General features: G+C 62.5%; 20 protein-coding genes. 10 read left to right on the top strand and 10 right to left on the bottom strand.

From position 1 onward, the window contains the following. Window position 1: 1 nt before the first annotated feature. A complete protein-coding gene (locus BMZ42_RS08925) occupies window positions 2-448 on the bottom strand; it encodes a hypothetical protein (RefSeq protein WP_091521215.1) in 447 nt (148 codons plus the stop codon). A 107-nt stretch (window positions 449-555) separates the two neighbouring features. On the opposite strand from BMZ42_RS08925, the gene BMZ42_RS08920 reads away from it, so the two are divergent. The 4 genes from BMZ42_RS08920 to BMZ42_RS08905 all read left to right on the top strand — a co-directional run bounded on the left by BMZ42_RS08920 (window position 556) and on the right by BMZ42_RS08905 (window position 6,067). Next, complete coding sequence (locus tag BMZ42_RS08920) at window positions 556-1,920, top strand: aspartate aminotransferase family protein (protein ID WP_091521213.1); 1,365 nt, start codon at window positions 556-558, stop codon at window positions 1,918-1,920. Further along, window positions 1,917-3,308, top strand: coding sequence for a glutamine synthetase family protein (locus tag BMZ42_RS08915; protein WP_091521211.1), 1,392 nt, complete (start codon window positions 1,917-1,919; stop codon window positions 3,306-3,308). The genes BMZ42_RS08920 and BMZ42_RS08915 overlap by 4 nt, the downstream gene beginning before the upstream one ends. Window positions 3,309-3,381: 73 nt before the next feature. After that, on the top strand, window positions 3,382-4,617 hold the full coding sequence (locus tag BMZ42_RS08910; protein ID WP_091521209.1) for a putative DNA modification/repair radical SAM protein: 1,236 nt from the start codon (window positions 3,382-3,384) through the stop codon (window positions 4,615-4,617). A 1-nt stretch (window position 4,618) separates the two neighbouring features. Next, the gene (locus BMZ42_RS08905) at window positions 4,619-6,067 is read left to right on the top strand and encodes a UdgX family uracil-DNA binding protein (protein ID WP_091521207.1); all 1,449 of its coding nucleotides are present in this window, start codon (window positions 4,619-4,621) and stop codon (window positions 6,065-6,067) included. Here BMZ42_RS08905 and guaD read toward each other — a convergent pair. Together guaD and BMZ42_RS08895 are read right to left on the bottom strand one after the other, a co-directional pair. Continuing rightward, on the bottom strand, window positions 6,060-7,367 hold the full coding sequence (gene guaD / locus BMZ42_RS08900) for a guanine deaminase (protein WP_091521205.1): 1,308 nt from the start codon (window positions 7,365-7,367) through the stop codon (window positions 6,060-6,062). The two genes, BMZ42_RS08905 and guaD, sit on opposite strands and share 8 nt — an antisense overlap. Then, on the bottom strand, window positions 7,364-8,581 hold the full coding sequence (locus BMZ42_RS08895) for a urate hydroxylase PuuD (RefSeq protein WP_091521203.1): 1,218 nt from the start codon (window positions 8,579-8,581) through the stop codon (window positions 7,364-7,366). The genes guaD and BMZ42_RS08895 overlap by 4 nt, the downstream gene beginning before the upstream one ends. A 177-nt stretch (window positions 8,582-8,758) precedes the next feature. Between BMZ42_RS08895 and BMZ42_RS08890 the strand changes: the two genes are divergently transcribed. Both BMZ42_RS08890 and dps read left to right on the top strand, forming a co-directional pair. Continuing rightward, window positions 8,759-9,718 (top strand): LysR family transcriptional regulator, encoded by a 960-nt coding sequence (locus tag BMZ42_RS08890; protein WP_091521200.1) that lies wholly within the window; start codon window positions 8,759-8,761, stop codon window positions 9,716-9,718. Between the two features lie 71 nt (window positions 9,719-9,789). After that, the gene (gene dps / locus BMZ42_RS08885) at window positions 9,790-10,278 is read left to right on the top strand and encodes a DNA starvation/stationary phase protection protein Dps (protein ID WP_091521198.1); all 489 of its coding nucleotides are present in this window, start codon (window positions 9,790-9,792) and stop codon (window positions 10,276-10,278) included. A gap of 3 nt (window positions 10,279-10,281) precedes the next feature. Here dps and xdhC read toward each other — a convergent pair whose 3' ends face one another. The 4 genes from xdhC to uraH are packed head-to-tail and all read right to left on the bottom strand — an operon-like array spanning window position 10,282 to window position 15,312. Continuing rightward, window positions 10,282-11,100 (bottom strand): xanthine dehydrogenase accessory protein XdhC, encoded by an 819-nt coding sequence (xdhC, locus tag BMZ42_RS08880; protein WP_091521196.1) that lies wholly within the window; start codon window positions 11,098-11,100, stop codon window positions 10,282-10,284. Then, window positions 11,097-13,457, bottom strand: a complete 2,361-nt coding sequence (xdhB, locus tag BMZ42_RS08875) for a xanthine dehydrogenase molybdopterin binding subunit (RefSeq protein WP_091521193.1) — start codon at window positions 13,455-13,457, stop codon at window positions 11,097-11,099. The genes xdhC and xdhB overlap by 4 nt, the downstream gene beginning before the upstream one ends. A gap of 2 nt (window positions 13,458-13,459) precedes the next feature. After that, entirely contained in the window at window positions 13,460-14,929 is a 1,470-nt protein-coding gene (gene xdhA, locus BMZ42_RS08870; protein ID WP_091521191.1) for a xanthine dehydrogenase small subunit, read from the bottom strand. A gap of 2 nt (window positions 14,930-14,931) precedes the next feature. Further along, window positions 14,932-15,312 carry a hydroxyisourate hydrolase gene (uraH, locus tag BMZ42_RS08865; RefSeq protein WP_420492455.1) on the bottom strand — a complete coding sequence of 127 codons (381 nt, stop codon included), beginning with the start codon at window positions 15,310-15,312 and terminating at the stop codon, window positions 14,932-14,934. 156 nt (window positions 15,313-15,468) lie between these two features. On the opposite strand from uraH, the gene puuE reads away from it, so the two are divergent. Genes puuE through BMZ42_RS08845 form a run of 4 tightly spaced genes read left to right on the top strand, consistent with a single transcriptional unit; the run spans window position 15,469 to window position 18,831 of the window. Next, window positions 15,469-16,902: an allantoinase PuuE gene (puuE, locus tag BMZ42_RS08860; protein ID WP_091521189.1), complete on the top strand. Its 1,434-nt coding sequence runs from the start codon at window positions 15,469-15,471 to the stop codon at window positions 16,900-16,902. 11 nt (window positions 16,903-16,913) lie between these two features. Beyond that, window positions 16,914-17,741 (top strand): bifunctional allantoicase/(S)-ureidoglycine aminohydrolase, encoded by an 828-nt coding sequence (locus BMZ42_RS08855; protein ID WP_091521187.1) that lies wholly within the window; start codon window positions 16,914-16,916, stop codon window positions 17,739-17,741. After that, window positions 17,738-18,235 (top strand): ureidoglycolate lyase, encoded by a 498-nt coding sequence (locus tag BMZ42_RS08850; protein ID WP_091521184.1) that lies wholly within the window; start codon window positions 17,738-17,740, stop codon window positions 18,233-18,235. Before BMZ42_RS08855 ends, BMZ42_RS08850 begins: the two co-directional genes overlap by 4 nt. Continuing rightward, the gene (locus BMZ42_RS08845; protein ID WP_091521455.1) at window positions 18,232-18,831 is read left to right on the top strand and encodes a nucleoside deaminase; all 600 of its coding nucleotides are present in this window, start codon (window positions 18,232-18,234) and stop codon (window positions 18,829-18,831) included. Before BMZ42_RS08850 ends, BMZ42_RS08845 begins: the two co-directional genes overlap by 4 nt. A gap of 68 nt (window positions 18,832-18,899) precedes the next feature. On the opposite strand, the gene pcaF is transcribed toward BMZ42_RS08845, so the two are convergent. The 3 genes from pcaF to BMZ42_RS08830 are packed head-to-tail and all read right to left on the bottom strand — an operon-like array spanning window position 18,900 to window position 21,497. Beyond that, window positions 18,900-20,108: a 3-oxoadipyl-CoA thiolase gene (gene pcaF / locus BMZ42_RS08840; protein ID WP_091521182.1), complete on the bottom strand. Its 1,209-nt coding sequence runs from the start codon at window positions 20,106-20,108 to the stop codon at window positions 18,900-18,902. 1 nt (window position 20,109) lies between these two features. Then, the gene (locus BMZ42_RS08835) at window positions 20,110-20,781 is read right to left on the bottom strand and encodes a 3-oxoacid CoA-transferase subunit B (protein WP_091521180.1); all 672 of its coding nucleotides are present in this window, start codon (window positions 20,779-20,781) and stop codon (window positions 20,110-20,112) included. After that, a complete protein-coding gene (locus BMZ42_RS08830) occupies window positions 20,778-21,497 on the bottom strand; it encodes a 3-oxoacid CoA-transferase subunit A (protein WP_091521178.1) in 720 nt (239 codons plus the stop codon). Before BMZ42_RS08830 ends, BMZ42_RS08835 begins: the two co-directional genes overlap by 4 nt. Window positions 21,498-21,507: the final 10 nt, after the last annotated feature.

Below are 21,507 nucleotides of genomic sequence, written 5' to 3'. Positions count from 1 at the left end.
TCTACTCGACGATGCATCTTATTGAACCTGACAGCGAGGCGGTTGCCGCCTCGCCGTCATTCTCCTGCTCCATGTCGTACACTTCGACGCGATAATTTCCCTCGGCATTCTCGCCCGAAGGCGCATCGACAGTCAGTTCGACATAGCCATGCGGCCTGTCGCCCAGGCGCTCCCGGTACAGCCGCAGCTTCAGCCCATCTTCGTCCAGCCAGTATTGCGCGACCTCGCCGCGCCCGAACTTTGTCTCGGCAAGATCTGCTGCCACGCCGTCCCCGCGCATATGCACCTCGCCATCGAAACTGAACAGGGCGCTCCCCATGCCACGGCTCACGCCGCCATCGAGGCGGATGAGCACATTGTCATCGTCCGCCCCGCAGGCAATCCCGCCTGATGCCAGAGCCTGCCCGCAGACCACAGACATGGCCATCGCCGCCATCAATACGCGCATCAGAATTCCCCTCATCGACCCATCAACCTTGTTTGTGCAAGCATGTTGCGGCTCCATTGCGGCGGCGCTAGGAGTTCTGAGCAATTGGAGGAAGCGGCGTGAGCGAAATGACAGAAATCATTGGCGGCATCAGCCGCTCCCGGATTGCGGCGGTGCGCGAACACGAGACGATGGTCTATGTCGCAGCGCGGCCTAGGTCTGAAGCGGCGATCGGCAAAGGTGCGCAGGGCTATCTCGGCGGCGTGCCGATGCACTGGATGCGCGACTGGCCGATGCCGTTTCCTTTCATCGTCAAGAAGGCGAAAGGCGCCAAGCTCACCGATATCGACGGCATCAGACTCGCCGATTTCTGCCTCGGCGATACCGGCTCGATGTTCGGCCACTCCCCTGCTCCCGTTGCAGATGCCATTCGCCGGCAGGCCAGACGCGGGCTGACCTACATGCTGCCCAACAGCGACGCGCTTGCCGTCGGCACTCTGTTGTCGGAACGCTTTGGGCTACCCTACTGGCAGGTAGCCACCACCGCGTCGGACGCCAATCGTTTCGCCCTGCGGGTCGCGCGCGCCATCACCAACCGCTCGAAGATCCTCGTCTTCAACGGCAGCTATCATGGCGCGGTGGACGAAACTTTCGTCCAGCTCCAGCATGGCGACCAGACCAACAAAAAGGGCCTTGCCGGCGAGTTTCGCGATCTTACCCAAGGCGCTGTCGCGGTCGAGTTCAACGATATCGAAGCCGTCGAGAAGGCGCTGGCGGAAGGGGACATCGCCTGCGTCATCACTGAACCGGTGATGACGAATTCCTGCATGGTTCTGCCCCAGCCCGGCTTTCACGACGCGCTCCGCGCGGCAACACGCAAGCACGGCACACTTCTGTTGATCGACGAGACCCATACGATCTCCACTGGGCCAGGCGGCTACACCCGCGCCTATGGACTGGAGCCTGATCTCTTCGTCCTCGGCAAGCCGATTGCCGGCGGCGTTCCGGCGAGCGTCTGGGGCATGTCGGCGGACGTCGCTGCACGTTGGCAGGAATACGAAGCGACCAAGGAGCCCGGCTACTCCGGCATGGGCACCACGCTGTCAGCCAACCCACTGCAGTTTGCCGCGATGCGCGCCATGCTCGAAGACGTCATGACCGACGACGCCTATAAGTGGATGGAGGAACGCGCCGAGCGGCTTCAGGAGGGACTTGCCAAGGTCATCGAGGACAACGGCCTTGCCTGGCATGTCGTGCGCGTCGGTGCACGCGTCGAGTTCATCTGCGCACCGGGGCCACTTGCCAACGGCACCGAGGCGGCACAGGCGCACGCACCGGAGCTTGAAAGCGTGATCCATCTTGGCCTTGTGAACCGTGGCTGCCTCATTGCCCCATTCCACAACATGATGCTGGTCTCGCCGGCGACCAAGAAGAAGCATGTCGACCGCCTGATCATGGCGTTTGAAGACATCGTGTCGGAGCTTGCGCAGTGACCACATCTCCATCCGGCTCGTCGGTCGACGAAGCCCGCGCTTTTCTGGATGCCCATCCGCAGATCGAAGCCTTCGACATCGTTCTCACCGATGCCAACGGCATCGGTCGCGGCAAGATCATCCGCCGTCATGAACTGCTGGCGCTCTATGAAAGCGGTCGTCATCTGCCGATCTCCATTCTCGGTCTCGACATTGTCGGCGAGGATGTTCACGAAACCGGCCTGATCTGGGATTCCGGCGATGGCGACCTGCGCGCCTGGCCGCTTCCGGGAACCCTCGTGCCACTCCATGGCACCAACCCGCCGCGCGGCCAGGTGCTGATGTCGATGTACCTGCTCGACGGCACCCCGATGACGAGCGACCCGCGCCACGCCCTGAAGCGACAGGTTGATGCGTTCTCGGCCCGTGGCTTGCGTCCTGCCGGTGCGTTCGAACTGGAGTTCTTTCTGCTTGCCAGCGAGCGCAATGCAGACGGTCGCGTTCAGCCAGCCCGCGCGGTGCTCGACGGGCGCGCCAGCGGCAAGACCGAGGTGTACTCGGTCGATCATCTCCACGGCATGGAGCCGCTGTTTTCGGACATCTACAAGGCCGCCGAAGCACAAGGCATCCCCGCCGAGACCGTGATTTCCGAATACGCGCCCGGCCAGTACGAGCTGACGCTCAACTACCGGCAGGACATCCTGCGTGCTGCCGATGATCTGCTGATGCTCAAGCGGCTGGTGCGCATGCAGGCGCGCCGCCATGGCGTCACCGCCTGCTTCATGGCCAAGCCGATCGAGCTATATGCCGGCTCGGGCATGCACCTACACGTGTCGATGCAAGATGCGTCTGGCACCAACGTCTTCACCGAAGAGCGCGACGGAGAATGGAACCCCCTCCTTCTCCACGCGCTTGGCGGCCTTGCCGACACGATGGCAGAATCCATGCTGGTGTTCGCCCCCCACGCCAATTCCTGGCGCCGCTTCGTGTCCCAGTCCTACGCGCCGATTGCACCGACCTGGGGCGTCAACAATCGCTCGGTCGCACTGCGTGTGCCTGCCGGCTCCAAGTCGGCCCGCCGCATCGAGCATCGTCCCTCAGGCGTTGACGCCAATCCCTACCTCGTCGCGGCGACGGTCCTTGCTGGCATTGCCAGGGGTGTGGACGAAAAGATCGATCCCGGCCCGGAAACCACCGGCAACGGATATGAATGTGCGCGCGTCGGTGAAGTCGAAATGCCCACAGACTGGCTCTCGGCGATCAAGGCTGCCGAACGATCCAGTTTCCTGCGCGAAGCGCTTGGCGAGGACATGCATCGCACGTTCACCGCGATCAAACGCGCCGAATATCTGCGCGTCGCCCGCACCGTCAGCGAACTCGACTATCATCTCTATCTTCACGAGGTGTAGCCAATCCCCCGTCCTGTAATCTCACGCAAAAATGTGATTGGACTTCGGCAGGAGAAGAACATATCAGGAACACATGTCTGTTCCTACGCTCCAGCAAAAGCTCGCCATCCTGGCCGATGCCGCGAAATATGATGCGTCCTGCGCATCTTCCGGCACCACCAAACGCGATTCCCTGAAGACCAAGGGGATCGGCTCGACGGAAGGAAGCGGAATCTGCCATTCCTACGCGCCGGATGGCCGATGCATCTCGCTCCTCAAGATCCTGCTGACAAACTTCTGCATCTACGACTGCGTCTACTGCATCAATCGCTCATCTTCCAATGTCAGGCGTGCGCGCTTTTCAGTCGATGAGGTCGTCAACCTCACGCTCGATTTCTACAAGCGCAACTACATCGAAGGACTTTTCCTCTCCTCCGGTGTCATACGCTCCCCCGATGAGACGATGATGGAGATGGTCGAGATCGCACGGCGCCTGCGCATCGACCACGGCTTCCAGGGCTATATTCACCTCAAGACAATTCCGGAAGCGAGCGACGAACTGATCGAACAGGCCGGGCTTTATGCCGACCGCCTGTCGATCAATGTCGAGTTGCCGACCGACGATGGCGTCAAGCGTCTGGCACCCCAGAAGAAGCCGGAGACCATCCGCGTTTCGATGGCCAATCTGCGCTCCAAGATCGAGGAAAAATCAGAACCAACCCAGCGCACCCGCAAGCGGCAACGCTTTGCGCCGGGTGGTCAGTCGACGCAGATGATTGTGGGCGCTGACGCGACAACAGATGCGGAGATCCTGCACACCTCGACCCGTCTTTATGCGGGCTACAAGCTGAAGCGCGTCTATTATTCCGCATTCAGCCCGATCCCCGATTCTTCATCTGCCCTGCCTCTGGTGCGCCCGCCGCTGATGCGCGAGCACCGGCTTTATCAGGCAGACTGGCTGATGCGTTTCTACGGTTTCGAGCGCAATGAGATCACCGCTGGGCGGCCCGACGGGATGCTGGATCTGGAGATTGATCCGAAACTTGCATGGGCGCTGGCCAACCGCGCCGTCTTCCCCCTCGACATCAACCGTGCGCCGCGCGAGATGCTTCTGCGCATCCCCGGCATCGGCGTGAAGGTCGTCAACCGCATTCTCGACATGCGCCGCTTCAAGCGTCTGCGCATCGAAGACGTTGCCCGCATCTGCGTGTCGATCGCCAAGGTCCGTCCCTTCATCGTCGCCGAAGGCTGGACGCCGCGCGGCCTTCTCGACAGCGAGAGCCTGTCAGACCGGCTCAAGCCAAAGCCCAAGCAACTAAGCCTTTTCTGACATGCGCTATTCGGTTTCTCTGGCGGGGGAAACGGACTTCGACGGCTGGCGCGATGCAGCGCGACGCCTGTCGCTCAACGATGTTGCGCCCGCCGACATCATCTGGCGCACAGGCGCAAGCGATGACCTGTTCGCGGCCGACACACCCTTGCCGGACGCTCCGGCAAATGCCACGCTCAATGTCCCGCGCGATTTCATCGACAAGGCCAAGGCAGTCGTGTGCCATTCGGATCCCGCGCGATTCACGCTGCTTTACCGTCTCCTGTGGCGGTTGCGCGACGAGCCGAACCTGTTGCGCATCGCCTCCGACCCCGACGTCATACGCCTGCGCGAGATGGAAAAATCGGTGCGCCGTGACAGCCACAAGATGCATGCCTTCGTGCGCTTCGTGAAGGTCGGCACAGGCGAGGACGAGCGCTTCGTCGCCTGGTTCGAGCCCGACCACTATATCGTCGAGCGCAATGCCGACTTCTTCATCCGTCGCTTTGCCGGCATGCGCTGGACCATCCTGACGCCTCACGCCTCGGCTGATTGGGACGGCGAAAAGCTGAGTATCGGACCGGGCGCGACAAAAGCCGACGCCCCCACGGAAGATGTCTCCAACGATCTGTGGCGCACCTATTTTGCGAACATCTTCAACCCCGCACGCCTCAAGGTGAAGGCGATGCAGGCCGAGATGCCGAAAAAGTACTGGCGCAATCTGCCGGAAGCCTCCTTAATCCCCGAACTGATCAAGGGTGCGGATGAAGCGGCCCGGCAGATGCTGGCAAAGATGCCCACGCTCCCCGCGCCGCACCATGCAAGAATTCAGGAACGCGTGTGGAGCAAGGACGTTGCCGCCTTGCCCGAGACAGCCACGACGCTCGAAGAGCTGTCTCTTCTGGCCAAGTCCTGCCGCCGTTGCCCGCTCTGGGCTGACGCAACGCAAACCGTCTGCGGCGAAGGCCCTTCCGATGCCCGCGTCGTGTTTGTCGGCGAGCAGCCCGGCGATCAGGAGGACATTGCCGGTCGGCCCTTTGTCGGTCCTGCCGGTCAGGTCTTCGACGCCGTGATCTCGCAAGCCGAGATCGACCGCCAAAAGCTCTACGTCACCAACGCGGTCAAACACTTCAAATTCGAACCGCGCGGAAAGAAGCGTATCCACCAGCGCCCGAATGTCGGCGAGATTTCAGCCTGTCGCTGGTGGCTCGACCACGAACTTGACCTGATCAAGCCGGAGTTCGTTGTCGCCATGGGCGCAACCGCTGCTCACGCGCTGCTCGGAAAATCCGTCTCGATCACGGCAATGCGGGGCCAGACGGTGGAGCGCAGCGACGGCCTGCGCGTTTTTCTGACGATCCATCCGTCCTTCATCCTGCGCATCCAGGACAAGGCGCAAGCCAGCCCCGAGCGCGCCCGCTTCCTGGACGACATGCGCGCGGTCAAAAGCCTGATGGCGGAGTTCAGTTGAGGGTAGTCTTGGCTGGCTTGCCAGCCACATAGACCTCACGAATGGCGCGATCATCGCCCAGCGTCTGCAGCAGGAACAGTTCTTCCGCCAGCGTCGTTACCGTCTCCATGCGCAGCGCCATTGTCGGCGTCGCCCGCGCATCCAGCACCGTGATATCCGCATCCGTACCGACATCAAGCGTGCCGATCCGATCATCCACCGACAGCGCCTTGGCGTTGCCAAGCGTGATCTGCCAGAACGAGGCAAATGGGTTGATCTTCTCGCCCTGCAACGCGATCACCTTGTAGCCTTCGTCCATCGTGCGCAGCATGGAGTAGTTGGTCCCGCCGCCGACATCGCTCGCCGCCGCAATCCGCAACGGCTTGGCGCGCTTCGAATAGCGCTGCCAGTCGAACAGGCCGGAGCCAAGGAACAGGTTCGAGGTCGGGCAGAACACGACGACCGACCCGCTATCCGACAGCACATCGGCCTCGCGCTCCGACAGATGGATCGAATGGCCGAACAAAGCCTTGGGGCCGAGCAGACCGTAATGGTCGTAAATGTCGGTATAGTCCTTCGACCACGGATAAAGCTCCTGGGTGAAGGCGATTTCGGCGTGGTTTTCCGACAGATGCGTCTGCATGTGGAGGTCCGGGTGTTCACGCATCAGCGCGCCCGCCATCTCCATCTGTTCCGGCGTCGAGGTGATGGCAAAGCGCGGCGTGATCGCATAATGCAACCGCCCCTTGCCATGCCAGTCGGCGATCAGCGCCTTGGTGTCGTCATAGCCAGATTGCGGCGAGTCGCGCAGCCCGTCCGGGGCGTTGCGATCCATCATCACCTTGCCGGCGATCACCAGCATGTCGCGCGACAGCGCTTCTTCGAAGAAGGCGTCAGCGCTTTGGCGATGCACCGAGCAATAGGCGGCAACCGTGGTGGTGCCATGGCGCACCATGTCGTCGCAGAACATGCGCGCGATGCGCCGAGCATGCTGCGCGTCGGAAAATTTGGTCTCTTCAGGGAAAGTATAGGTGTTGAGCCAGTCGAGCAGCTCCGCGCCATAGCTGGCAATCACCTGCATCTGCGGCACATGCACATGCGCATCGATGAAACCGGGCAGGATCAGGTTCGGACGGTGGTCGATGACCTTGGCGTCCCCGGCATCGCGTGCCAGCGCGGTGAAATCCCCCAGCGCCGCAACCTTGCCATCCTCGATCAGAACCCCGCCATCTTCTTCATAAACATACGAAGCGCGGTCATCGAGGCTCTCGGGCCGGGTGCGAAACGACAGGATGCGTCCGCGCAGGAGCAGTTTGGTCACTTGCCTCTCCCTTCGAACCACGCCACCAGAAGCGCGCGCTCCTGCGGCGTGATGTGTGAGACGTTGCCGGGTGGCATCGCGTGGCTGCGCCCGGCCTGCAGATAGATTTCACGTGCGTGCTCGGCGATCTGAACGTCGGTTTCCAGCGCCACGCCCTTGGGCGTAAAAGCGATGCCGTCCCAGCTCGGCTCTGCCGAGTGGCACATCGCGCAGCGCCCCATCACCGTGTCGCGCACGGCCGGAAAATGCTGCGAGGCCATATAGGCCTCGCCGGTTGCAGATACGCGCTGTTCGCCGGTCAGCACCTGCGGCACGGTCGACAGCCACATGATGACAAGGAACAGCACCGTCGCCAGCCCCCACGTCCAGTGCGGCTTGCCCTTACGCGCATGCATCGAGTTGAAATAGTGCCGGATCAGAACGCCGATCAGGAAGATCAGCGCCGCGATCACCCAGTTGAACTGCGTGCCGAACGCCAGCGGGTAGTGGTTCGAGAGCATCAGGAACACGACCGGCAGCGTCAGGTAGTTGTTGTGCAGCGAGCGCGTCTTGGCGATGCGGCCATATTTGGCGTCCGGCTTGCGTCCTGCAATCAGGTCGGCGACCACGACTTTCTGGTTGGGGATGATGACCAGGAACACGTTGGCCGACATGATCGTCGCGGTGAATGCGCCGATATGCAGGAAGGCCGCGCGTCCGCTGAAAATCTGCGTGTAGCCCCACGCCACCACCACCAGGATCGGAAACAGCACCAGCATCAGCAGCGTGTCGTTCTCGCCCAGCCGCGTCTTGCACAGCTGGTCATACATCAGCCAGCCCAGCACCAGCGAGCCGAACGACAGCGCGATGGCGACCGGCGCCGACACGTCCAGCACATTGCGGTCGATCAGGAACAGGTCGGCTCCGGCATAATAGACAATCGCCAGAAGCGCGAAGCCCGACATCCAGGTGGCATAGGATTCCCACTTGAACCAGGTCAGATGCTCCGGCAGCCGCTCAGGCGCGACCAGATATTTCTGGATATGGTAGAACCCGCCGCCATGGACCTGCCATTCCTCGCCATGCGCGCCAACCGGCATTCCTTCCCGCTGCACCAGACCGAGATCGAGTGCGATGAAATAGAAGGATGAGCCGATCCAGGAGATCGCCGTGATCACATGCAGCCAGCGGGCGGCAAAGGCGAGCCAGTCCCAGAATATCGCAAAATCGTACATTGCCGTCCCCTCAACATCCTGTGCCGTCCGATAGTCTGACCTGTCCTCACCAGACGGCAAGGTCATTGCACAGCTCAAACCGACTCTATGCGTTCCGCTTCAAACGAAAAGACGACAGATGCACGATGACTTTCAAAAAAATCTGGAAAATAATAGGCCAGCATAAAGGAACTGTCATTGGCCTATCTCGATAATCTCGCCGTCTTCGTCCGCGTCGTGGAGTTGGGAAACCTCTCCGCCGCCGGACGCGACATGCGTATCTCGCCCGCCGTCGCCTCCAATCGCATCAAGGAGCTGGAGAAGCATCTCGGCGTGCGCCTGTTCAACCGCACCACGCGCCAGCTGATGCCGACCGAGCATGGCCGCGTCTTCTATGACGGGGCGTGCAAGGTTCTGGAAACGATCCTCGAAGCTGAATCCGCCGTCAGCGCCCTGTCGGGCCAGCCGCGCGGATCGATCCGCGTCACCGCGCCGCTCGGCCTTGGCCGCCGCCTGATCGCCTCCGGCATCCCCGAATTTCGCGACCGCTATCCCGACATCGAAGTGCGGCTGCGCCTGTCCGACCACAATGTCGACATCATGAAGGAAGGCATCGACGTCGCGTTTCGCCTCGGCCTGCTCGAAGATTCCAGCCTGCGCATGCGCGGCATCATGGATTGCGAGCGCGTGCTGGCCGCTGCCCCTTCCTATCTGGCGCGGCGCGGCGAGCCGCAGACCGCACAGGATCTCGTCAGCCAGAAGCATGATTGCCTGATGCTGCGCTTTCCCGGCGCGAAAGAGCATAGCTGGACGCTGCGCACCCCCGATGGCCCGCAAAAGCTCGACGTGTTCGGCCCTTACGATTCCGACGATGGCGACGTCATCACCGGCTGGGCGCTGGCCGGGCGTGGCATCATCAACAAGCCGCGTTTCGAGATCGAGCCTTACCTGCGCGATGGACGGCTGAAAATCATCCTGCCGCAAAGCCCGCCCGCCCCGGTCCAGTTCGCCGCCGTCTATCCGCACAAGAAGTTTCAGGATCCCAAGGTCCGGCTGTTGCTGGATTTCATGGCCGACCGCTGCCAGCACATGATCCGCGACATTCTTGCCGGCAAGTCTGCCGATGAAACCCTTTCCCGTGAGGTCGTCCAACGCTGACCTGCCGTGCAACTTCCACCGTTCTGCAGCGTTGGTGCCCCTAGCAACCTGTCGCCACAAAGGAGTATCTCATGGCCAATCACACGACGCGGATCGACCTCAAGTCGAACACCAAGAAGACGATGATCGACCTCTTGAATGCCCGGCTTGCCGATGCGCTCGACCTCGCGCTCATCACCAAGCAGGCACATTGGAACCTCAAGGGTCCGCAATTCATCGCCATCCATGAAATGCTCGATGGCTTCCGCGCGACGCTCGACATTCACACCGACACTATCGCCGAACGTGCGGTGCAGCTGGGCGGCATGGCGCAAGGCACCAGCCAGACCATCGCCGAGACGACGAAACTCAAGCCCTATCCGACCGACATTTCCAAGACCAAGGACCATCTCGCCGAGCTGATCGAACGCTATGGCGCGGTCGCCAATCTGGTCCGTGCCGCGATTGATGAAAGCGACGAAGCCGGTGACGCCGATGCCGCCGACATCTTCACCGCCTTCTCCCGCGACCTCGACAAGAACCTGTGGTTCCTCGAAGCGCACGTTCAGGAAAAAGACTAAAAATCAGGCCGGATCGGCGACGGCGAAGCCACGAATGAGTTCCGCAGCAGCCAGCGCCGCGATCACTTCGGGGCGCTTGTCCTTCACGTCTGCCCCGCCGATCGGGCAGACGAGCTGCGCCAGGGCTTCGGCGCTGCCATCCGCCTCGCGCCGGAACCAGCTACTGAAAGTCGCCTTCTTGGTCTTGGAGCCGATCATGCCGACATAGGCGGCGTCGCCGCGCTTCAGCGCTTCGGCAACGATCAGGAAATCAAGCGCGTGGTCGTGGGTCAGCACCAGAAACGCCGCGCCCTTCTCCGCGTCGCGCACGACCGTTTCCGGCATTGCGCTTGCCACGGTGGCGATGCCCTCCGGCATCCCCTCCAGCGCCTCGGGGCGGGTCTCCACCACGGTCGCGTGAACCGGCAACAACGCCAGCACCGCCGCAAGCGCATGGCCGACATGCCCCCCGCCAAACACATAGACGCTGGGATAATCCGCTTCCATTTTGGCGATGCGTTGTGGCAGTGCGGCGCGCAAGTCGTCATCGACCAGCGCGATCTCCACAACCACCCGCCCGCCGCAGCACTGGCCGATCTCCGGCCCCAGCGGCACGTCGAGCCGGTCCTGCACGACGCTTTGCGCGATCATTTCGCGGGCGCGGTCGATGGCCATGAATTCCAGCCGGCCACCGCCGATGGTGCCGAAAATCGCGCCGGCAGACACTAGCATCCAGGTGTCCACCGCGCGCGGCGTCGAGCCGCGCGCTTGCGTGATCTTCACCAGCGCCACTTGTGGCCAGGCCGCCAGAAACTGGCGCAGCCGTGTCTGCATCCTGCTCATGGCGTGGCGGCAGCCTGCCCTTTCAGCCGCTCCAGCGTCATCAGCACCCGCTCCGGCGTCGCCGGCGCGTCGAGTTGCGGGCAGATCTTGTGGTCAGCGACGCTGGCAATCGCGTCCGACAGCGCATGCAGCACCGACAGGCCCAGCGGCAGCGGCGGTTCGCCCACCGCCTTGGAGCGATGGATCGTCGGCTCATAAGCCTGCGACCAGTCGGTCAGGGCGACATTGAAGATTTTCGGCCGGTCCGACGCCAGCGGGATCTTGTAGGTCGACGGCGCATGGGTGCGCAGCCGGCCCTTGTCGTCAAAGACCAGCTCTTCGGTCGTCAGCCAGCCCGTCCCTTGCACGAAACCGCCTTCGATCTGGCCGATATCGATCACCGGGTTCAGCGAACGGCCGACATCGTGAAGAATATCAGTGCGCTCAATGACATATTCGCCGGTCAGCGTGTCGACCGACACCTCCGAACAGGCCGCACCATAGGCGAAATAATAGAACGCATGGCCGCGTCCCTTGGAGCGGTCCCAGTGAATTTTCGGCGTCTTGTAGAACCCCGCCGCCGACAATTGCACTCGTCCGACAAAGGCCTGCCGCACCAGTTCGTTGAACGGAATTTCCTGATTCCCGACCCGCACCCGGTTGGGCAGAAACTCGATCTGGTCATGCGGCACGCCATAGCGTTCGGCCGCAAAATCGATCAGCCGCACCTTGATCTGATGCGCCGCATTCTGCGCCGCCATGCCGTTGAGGTCCGCCCCCGACGACGCCGCCGTCGGGGCGGTGTTGGGCACCTTGGCCGTGGTCGTCGCGGTGATCTTCACCCGGTCGAGATCGATCTGGAACTCTTCCGCCACCACCTGCGCCACCTTCAGGTGCAGCCCCTGCCCCATCTCGGTGCCGCCATGGTTCATGTGCACCGAGCCATCGGCATAGATATGCACCAGCGCACCGGCCTGGTTCGATTCGGTCTTGGTGAACGAGATGCCGAACTTCACCGGCGTCAGCGCGATGCCGCGTTTGACATATTTGCTGTTGGCGTTAAACGCCGCGATTTCGCGCCGCCGTCCGGCATAATCCGCACTCGTCTCCAGTTCGGCAACGATGCGCTGAATGATGCAATCCTCGACCTTCTGGTGATAGGGCGTGAGGTTGCGTTCGCCAGCTTCGCCCATCGGGTCGTAGAAATTCAGCTTGCGGATTTCGAGCGGGTCCTTGCCCACCGCAAACGCCACCTCGTCGATGATGCGCTCGGCACCGACCATGCCCTGCGGCCCGCCAAAGCCGCGAAACGCAGTGTTCGACACGGTGTTGGTGTGAAACAGCGCCGTGCGCGCTTCGACATGCGGCAGGAAATAGGCGTTGTCGCAGTGAAACAGCGCCCGATCGCCTACCGGCCCGGACAAATCAGCGGAAAAACCCGCCCGCAGCGCAAAGGTGTAATCGACGCCGAGAATGCGGCCCTCCGCATCGAAGCCGACATCGTAGTCGATAGCGAAATCGTGCCGCTTGCCGGTCGCGACCATGTCCTCATCGCGGTCGAGCCGCAGCTTGACGGCGCGATGCAGCTTCTTGGCCGCGATTGCTGCCAGCGCCGCCACCTGATTGGCCTGCGTTTCCTTGCCGCCGAAGCCGCCGCCCATGCGGCGAATTTCGATCGTCACCGCGTTGGAGGCAACGCCGAGCGCGTGAGCGACCAGATGCTGCGTTTCGGTCGGCCCCTGCGTCGAGCTATAGACGATGATGTCGTCGTCCTCACCCGGCACCGCCAGCGCGACCTGGCCTTCGAGGTAGAAATGGTCCTGTCCGCCAAGCCGCATCCGGCCCTTCACGCGCCGTGGCGCGGTGGCAAGGGCGGTGGCGACATCGCCGCGCTTCAGCGTCAGCGGCGTTGCCACCTGCTTGTCGGTCGCAATGTCCAGCGGCCAGATATCGACCACGGGCGCCTGCTCGTCATAGCTGACCTTCGCCAGCCGTGCGGCGCGGCGCGCCTGATCGCGCGTCTGCGCGATGACACAGAAAATCGGCTGGCCGTGAAACGAAACGACGCCATCGGCCAGAACCGGATCGTCCTGCATGCCTGAAGGCGAAATATCGTTGACGCCCGGCACATCCGCTGCCGTCAGCACGCAAACGACGCCCGGCGCCGCGCGTACCGCGTCGAGGTCCATCGCCGTGATCGTCGCCTTGGCGACGCTGGAAAAGCCCAGCCCCGCATGCAGCGTGCCGGCAGGTTCGGGCATGTCGTCAATATAGATCGCCGTTCCCGCGACATGCTTATGCGCGGAATCATGGCGCACATCAGTGTGGACGCCACCGGAGATTTTCTCGGCCTTGAGGTTCGGGGTGTGCTTGGTCATGGTCACGCCACCTCATATCGCGACACGCGGATCGGTGCCGTCGTGCCGCTATTTTCCAGATAGAACCGCATCAGCAGGTTCTTCGCCACCAGCATGCGATAGTCCGCCGACGCGCGCATATCGCTGAGCGGCGTGTAATCGGCCTCATAAGCCAGCATCGCCGCTTCGATTGTCGCCTGCGTCCAGGGCTTGCCGATCAGCGCCGCCTCGACAGTCCTTGCGCGCTTGGGCGTCGCCGCCATGCCGCCATAGGCGATGCAGGCCGACGCCACGACGCCACCCTTGACCACGACATGAAACGCGCCCAGCGCCGCCGTGATGTCCTCGTCCTGCCGCTTGGAAATCTTGTGCACGGCAAACATCGCATCAGGCTTTGGCAAAGGCACATGCAGCGCCTCGACGAATTCACCCTTGGCGCGATCCTGTTTGCCATAGTCGATGAAGAAATCCTCGACCGGGATCGACCGGCGCACATCACCCTTGCGCAAGGTCATCGTCGCGCCCAGCGCGATCAGTGGCGGCGGCGTATCGCCAATCGGCGAACCATTGGCGACATTACCGCCGACCGTGCCCATATTACGCACCTGATCGCCACCGATCCGCGCAATCAACGTCGCCAGTTGCGGAATGCGTGCCGCCAGTTCACGGCGCGCCGTGCTGTAATTGACGCCCGCGCCAATCGAGATCACGCCCCCGCTTTCGGAAATCTCCTGCAACTCCGTCAGGCCGCCGATGAACACCACCGGCGCAATCGCGCGCATCTGCTTGGTCACCCACAGGCCGACATCGGTCGACCCTGCAACGATAGTTGCGTTCGGCTCCGCTTCCAGCACGGCCGCCAGATCGTCAACCGATGCCGGCACGATCAGCCGCTCGCTGCCCTGCCCGATCTCGACCCGTGCGCCGTCCTTCAGCGCCTTGAGCCGCTCCAGCACCTGCGCGCGTTCCAGCGCCAGCGGATCACGCCCCGCATCGCCATAAGACGAGATCGCGCGCGCCGCCTTGATGATCGGCTCATAGCCGGTGCAGCGGCACAGATTGCCCTGCAGCGCCCGCTCGATTTCCGGGTCGGTCGGGTTCGGGTTGCGCATCCACATTCCGTAGAGCGACATCACGAAACCCGGCGTGCAGAAACCGCATTGCGAGCCGTGATAATCGACCATCGCCTGCTGCACCGGATGCAGCTTGCCGTCGCGCGCCGCCAGATGCTCGACGGTCACGACATGGCAGCCATCGAGCGAACCGAGAAAGCGGATACAGGCATTGACGCCTTCATAGACCAGCCCGTCGCGCCCCTGCCGCCCGACCAGCACGGTGCACGCGCCGCAATCGCCTTCGGCGCAACCTTCCTTGGTGCCGCGCAGCGAGCGGCGCACGCGCAGATAATCGAGCAGCATCTCGTCCGGCTTGACGTCGCTGATCGCGACCGCCTCATCGTTGAGCAGGAAACGGATTTCGGATCGAACGCCCATGATCAGCTGCCCCGGTAGGTGGAATAACCGAACGGCGAAATCAAAAGCGGCACGTGGTAATGCGCCTGTTCGGCCATGCCGAAGCGGATCGGAATCTGGTCGAGAAACAGCGGCTCCGGCAGGGCCGCACCGCTGGCGCGCAGATAGTCGCCCGCCATGAACACCAGCTCATACTGCCCGGTGGCAAAATCGTCGCCCTGAAGCATCGGCGCGTCGCAGCGCCCGTCCGCATTCGTCACCACATCCTTGATCTTGCGCCGCGTTGCGCCTTCCACAGCGTAGAGCTCGATCTTCATCCCCGCGGCGGGCTTGCCCGATGCCGTGTCCAGAACGTGGGTAGTCAGCCTTCCGGCCTGTGCCTGCGCCATCATGGCCTCCCTCATTGCCGCTTTGCGGCAGTACGCGCTTCAAATGTCCGTAGATTAAGCGATGCTAGCATACAGGCAGACCCGGACGACGACAAAAACTCTTTCAAACTTTCATGGGGGAATGGCACAGTGGTTTTCAACTATTCTTGGTAAAACAACGCAGGAGACAATATGCGGTACCCCAGAGACATGCGCGGCTATGGCGCAAATCCGCCCAATGCAAACTGGCCGGGCGGGGCGCATGTCGCCGTGCAATTCGTCATCAATTACGAGGAAGGCGGCGAGAACTGCATCCTGCATGGCGATGCCGCCTCCGAAGCGTTCCTGTCCGAAGTGGTCGGTGCCGCGCCGTGGCCGGGCAAGCGCCACTGGAACATGGAATCGATCTACGAATATGGCGCGCGCGCCGGGTTCTGGCGGCTCCACCGCATGTTCACCGCTGCCGACATTCCCGCCACCGTCTATGGCGTTGCCACCGCGCTCGCCCGCTCGCCAGACCAGCTGGCGGCAATGCAGGATGCCGGCTGGGAAATCGCCAGCCATGGCCTGCGCTGGATCGATTATCGCGACCATGACGAGGACACCGAAAAGGCCGACCTCATCGAAGCGATCCGCCTGCACACCGAAGTCGTCGGCGAACCGCCGAAGGGCATGTATCTGGGCCGCACCTCCGTCTGGTCGGTGCGCCTGACCGCAGCCGAAGGCAGCTTCGACTGGATTTCCGACACCTATGACGACGATCTGCCCTACTGGCTCGATCATGACGGCCACGGCAACGCGATCCCGCCGCAGCTGGTGATCCCCTACACGCTCGACGCCAACGACATGCGTTTTGCGACGCCCCAGGGCTTCAATTCCGGCGACCAGTTCTTCACCTATCTCAAGGACGCCTTCGACACGCTGTACGCCGAAGGCCAGGCTGGTCGTCCATCGATGATGAATATCGGCCTGCACTGCCGCCTGATCGGCCGCCCCGGTCGCGCCGCCGCTTTGCAGCGCTTCATCGACTACGTGAAAAGCCACGACCGCGTCTGGATTCCGACGCGCGGCCAGATCGCCGCCCACTGGCGCGAGCATCATCCCTACCAGCCGCAGGCGCTGCGTCCGAGCCGCATGAGCCGCGACGAATTCGTCGCCAAGTTCGGCGGCATCTTCGAACATTCCGCCTGGATCGCCGAACGCGCCTTCGACCTTGAACTCGGCCGCGCGCACGATTCCGCCGGCGGCCTGCACAATGCGCTGGCGCGCATCTTCCGCTCCGCCAGCGAAGATGAGCGCCTTGGCGTCCTCAACGCCCATCCCGACCTTGCCGGCAAGCTGGCGCAGGCCAAGCGCCTGACCGCCGAATCGACCGCCGAGCAGGCCTCCGCTGGGCTCGACGCTTTGACCGACGACGAACGCGAGATGTTCACCGCGCTCAACACTGCCTACACGGAGAAGTTCGGCTTCCCGTTCATCATCGCGGTCAAGGACAACACCAAGGCCAGCATCATGCAGGCCTTCCGCACCCGCATCGACAACGACCGCGCCACCGAATTCGCCACCGCCTGCAAGCAGGTGGAGCGCATCGCCCGGCTGCGGCTCAACGACATCCTGCCTGCCTGAAGGGACATCACATGAAGGGCCGCACCTATTATGCGCCGCACGGGGGCCTGACCCCGCAGACCGAACTGCACACCGGCCGCGCCGTCTTCACCGACGCCTATGCGGTGATCCCGAAGGGCGTCTACAGCGACATCGTCGCCAGCCTGCTGCCGTTCTGGGACAACACGCGCGCCTGGATCATCGCGCGGCCGCTGTCCGGCTTTGCCGAGACGTTTTCGCAATACATCATGGAAGTCGCGCCGGGCGGCGGCAGCACCCAGCCAGAGCCGGAAGCCGACGCGCAAGGGGTGCTGTTCGTCGTCGAAGGCAGCGTCACCGTCACCATCGAGGGCGCGGACCACGTGCTGACACCGGGCGGCTATGCCTATCTTCCGCCGGCCAGCGGCTGGACGGTGAAAAACACCGGCAGCGAAACCGCGCGCTTCCACTGGGTACGTAAGGCCTATGAATTCGTCGAAGGCATCGACGTGCCCGACCCGCTGTTTCTCAACGACAACGACATTGCCCCGACCCCGATGCCCGACACCAACGGCACCTGGGCGACGACGCGCTTTGTCGATCCCGACGATCTGCGCCACGACATGCACATCACCATCGTGACGTTCGAGCCCGGCGGGTCGATCCCGTTCGAGGAAACCCACGTCATGGAGCACGGCCTCTACGTGCTCGAAGGCAAGGCGGTCTACAAGCTCAATCAGGACTGGGTCGAGGTCGAGGCCGGCGACTTCATGTGGCTGCGCGCCTTCTGCCCGCAGGCCTGCTATGCTGGCGGCCCCGGCAAATTCCGCTATCTGCTTTACAAGGACGTCAACCGCCACGCCAAGCTGGCGTTCCGATGAGCCGCATCGTTACCGCCATCCCGCTGACCCGCGCGGCGTTCGCGCCGTTCGGCGATGTCATCGACACCGATTGCGACACGCACTACCCGATCAATCAAGGCAAGTGCGAGCGCTATCACGATCTGGCGAAGGTCGAGGCCGCGGGCGAAAATGCCCGCGTTCTGGTGTCGATCTTCAAGGGCACGCCCTATCCGTTCCCGCTCAAGCTGGAGATGGTCGAGCGTCACCCGTTCGGCAGTCAGGCGTTCATGCCGCTGTCGCCGGCGCCATTTCTGGTCGTCGTCTGCCACGACACGCCCAACGGCCCCGGCGAGCCGCACGCTTTCATCACCGCTCCCGGTCAGGGCGTCAACTACAAGCGCAATCTGTGGCATGCGGTGCTGACGCCCATCGGCGAACCGCAGGATTTTCTCGTCGTTGACCGTGGCGGCGACGAGAACAATCTGGAAGAACACTATTTTTCCGAACCATGGCAAATCAGGCTGCCCGCATGACCACCCACGACGCCGCCTTCCTCAACCGCCTGTTCGACGTCATCGAGCAGGACGTCGCTCCCAAGACCCAAGCCGGCGTCGGCCATGGCAACAAGCTGTTCGGCGCGGCAATCCTGCGCAAGAGCGACCTTTCGGTGGTAATCGCCGAAACCAACAACGAGCTGGAAAACCCGCTCTGGCACGGCGAGATGCACGCGCTGAAACGGTTCTACGAACTGCCCAAGGCCGACAAGCCCGACACGAAGGACTGCTATTTCGTCTCCACCCACGAGCCGTGCTCACTCTGCCTGTCGGCGATCACGTGGTCGGGTTTCGACAATTTTTATTATCTGTTCAGCCACGAGGATTCGCGCGACAGCTTTGCCATTCCGCACGATCTGAAGATCCTCAAGGAGGTCTTCACCCTCGATCCCGGCGGCTACAACGCCGAAAACGCCTACTGGAAAAGCTACGCGCTCCGCAAACTGGCCCACACGCTGCCGCAGGCAGATGCGGCGCAACTCGAAGCGCGTTTCGCGGCATTGTCAGCGCTCTACGAAAAAATGTCGGACACCTACCAGTCGTCCAAGGACGAAAACAACATCCCGCTCAACTGAAGCGCAGATGCAAAAATGGCGGGAGCCTCGAAAGCTCCGGCCAGTTTCATTTCCGACAGATAGTTGGATCAGACGCGCTCAAGCGCGACCGAGATACCCTGCCCGACGCCAATGCACATGGTTGCCAGCGCCAGCTTGCCGCCGCGCTCCTGCAACTCCAGCGCTGCCGAACCCGAAATACGCGCACCCGACATGCCGAGAGGATGGCCGAGCGCAATCGCGCCGCCATTCGGGTTCACATGCTGCGCGTCCTCGGGAATGCCGAGGTCGCGCAGCACCGCAATGCCTTGGGAGGCGAATGCTTCATTAAGTTCAATCACGTCGAAATCGGTCGGCTTGATGCCCAGACGCGCGCACAGCTTACGAGTTGCCGGTGCCGGGCCAAAGCCCATGATGCGCGGCTCAAGGCCAGCGACCGCACCGCCGACGAAGCGGGCAATCGGCGTCAGGCCATACTTCTTCACCGCCGCTTCCGAAGCGACGATCAGCGCTGCCGCGCCGTCGTTGACGCCGGATGCGTTACCGGCTGTCACGGTTCCGCCTTCCTTCTTGAACGGCGTGCCAAGCTTGGCCAGCGCCTCGATCGTGGTGCCGGCGCGCGGATGCTCATCCTTGTCGACGACAATCGGATCGCCCTTGCGCTGCGGGATCGTCACCGCGACGATTTCCTTGGCCAGACGGCCATTCTGCTGCGCGGCGACTGCCTTTTCCTGGCTGCGCACGGCAAACGCGTCCTGATCGGCACGCGAAATGCCGAACTGCTCGGCAACGTTTTCGCCGGTCTCCGGCATCGAATCGACACCGTACTGCTTCTTCATCACCGGGTTGACGAAACGCCAGCCGATGGTGGTGTCGTAGATCTCGGCATTGCGCGAAAACGCCGTATCGGCCTTGGGCATCACGAATGGCGCGCGGCTCATCGATTCGACGCCGCCAGCAATCATGATCTCGGCTTCACCGGCCTTGATGGCGCGCGCGGCAATGGTCAGCGCGTCCATGCCCGATCCGCACAGGCGGTTAATCGTGCCGCCGGGGATCGTCACCGGCAGTCCGGCCAGAAGAAGCGCCATGCGCGCAACGTTGCGGTTGTCTTCGCCAGCCTGGTTGGCGCAACCGTAGATCACGTCATCGATGGCTTCCCAGTCGATGCCGACGTTACGCTCCATCAGCGCCTTGAGCGGCACCGCGCCCAGATCATCGGCGCGAACCGACGACAGCGAACCACCGAAACGACCGATCGGTGTGCGGACATAGTCACAGATATAGGCTTCGGCCATCTCAAACCTCCGGTACGATAAGATCTTTCACAGGCCCGTCGATGACCAGTTCTGCACCGGTCACAGCCTGCAACTCCTCCACGCTCATGCCGGGCAGCTTTTCACGCAGCACGAAACGCGAATTGACGATATCGATCACCGCAAGGCTCGTGTAAACCGTCGTCACGCAGCCAACACCCGTCAGCGGCAGGCTGCACTTCTTGACGAGCTTGGGCTCACCCTTCTTGGTGACGTGATCGGTAATCACGCAGACACGCTTGGCGCCATGCACCAGATCCATCGCGCCGCCAACGGCAGGCACCGAGCCGGGACCGGTGCTCCAGTTGGCAAGGTCACCATTTTCAGCGACTTCATAGGCCCCCAGGATCGCGACATCCAGATGACCGCCGCGCACCATCGCAAAGCTGTCGGCATGGTGGAAGAACGAAGCGCCGGGGTTCAGCGTCACGGCCTTCTTGCCAGCGTTGATCAGATCCCAGTCTTCTTCACCGGCAGCCGGAGCCTCGCCAAAGTCGAGGATGCCGTTTTCGGTGTGATAGATGACTTCACGCCCGTCCGGCTTGAACTTGGCGACCATTTCCGGAAAACCGATGCCAAGATTGACATAGGCGCCGTCCTGAATGTCCTGCGCCGCGCGCCACGCGATCTGGGCGTTGGAAAGCTTGGTCGTCATGCCACGACTCCTTCACGCAAAAGCACTTCTTCCTGCTGCGGGTTCTGCACTTCGACAATCCGGTTGACGAAGATGCCCGGCGTGACAACGTGCTCCGGGTTGATCTCTCCGGCCTCAACCACCTTCGAGGCCTGAACCACCGTCACCTTGGCCGCCATCGCCATCAGTGGCGAGAAATTGCGCGCTGCCATGTGGTAGGTCAGGTTGCCCTTGGTGTCGGCCAGTTCGGCCTTGATCAGCGCAACGTCGGCCTTAAGCCAGCGCTCCTGCACATAGTGCTTGCCGTCAAACTCGGCGATCGGCTTGCCTTCGGCAACCAGCGTTCCATAGCTCGACGGGGTGTAGAATGCCGGGATGCCGGCACCGGCGGCGCGGATGCGCTCGGCCAGCGTTCCCTGCGGTACCAGCTCCAGTTCGATCTTGCCTGCAAGGTAGAGGTCGGTGAATGCCTTCGGATCGGTCGAGCGCGGGAACGAGCACACCATCTTGGCCACCATGCCGGCATAGAGCAGCGCAGCGATTCCAATCGCGCCGTTGCCGGCATTGTTGTTGATGACCGTCAGGTTCTTCGGCGAACCGGTCTTGCGGAAACGCTCGACAAGGGCATGGATCAGTTCGATCGGGGCACCGGCCCCGCCAAAACCGCCGATCATCACGACGTCGCCATCTGCAATGTCCGCGACAGCAGCCTCGACGCTTGAGCTCAGTTTGTTCATTACGCTCCAC

The sequence above is a fragment of the Aquamicrobium aerolatum DSM 21857 genome (genome assembly GCF_900113935.1).
GTDB classification, from domain to species: Bacteria; Pseudomonadota; Alphaproteobacteria; order Rhizobiales; family Rhizobiaceae; genus Aerobium; species Aerobium aerolatum.
The sequence above is the reverse complement of the archived record's forward strand: the minus strand, read 5'-3'. Positions and strand labels throughout refer to the sequence as shown.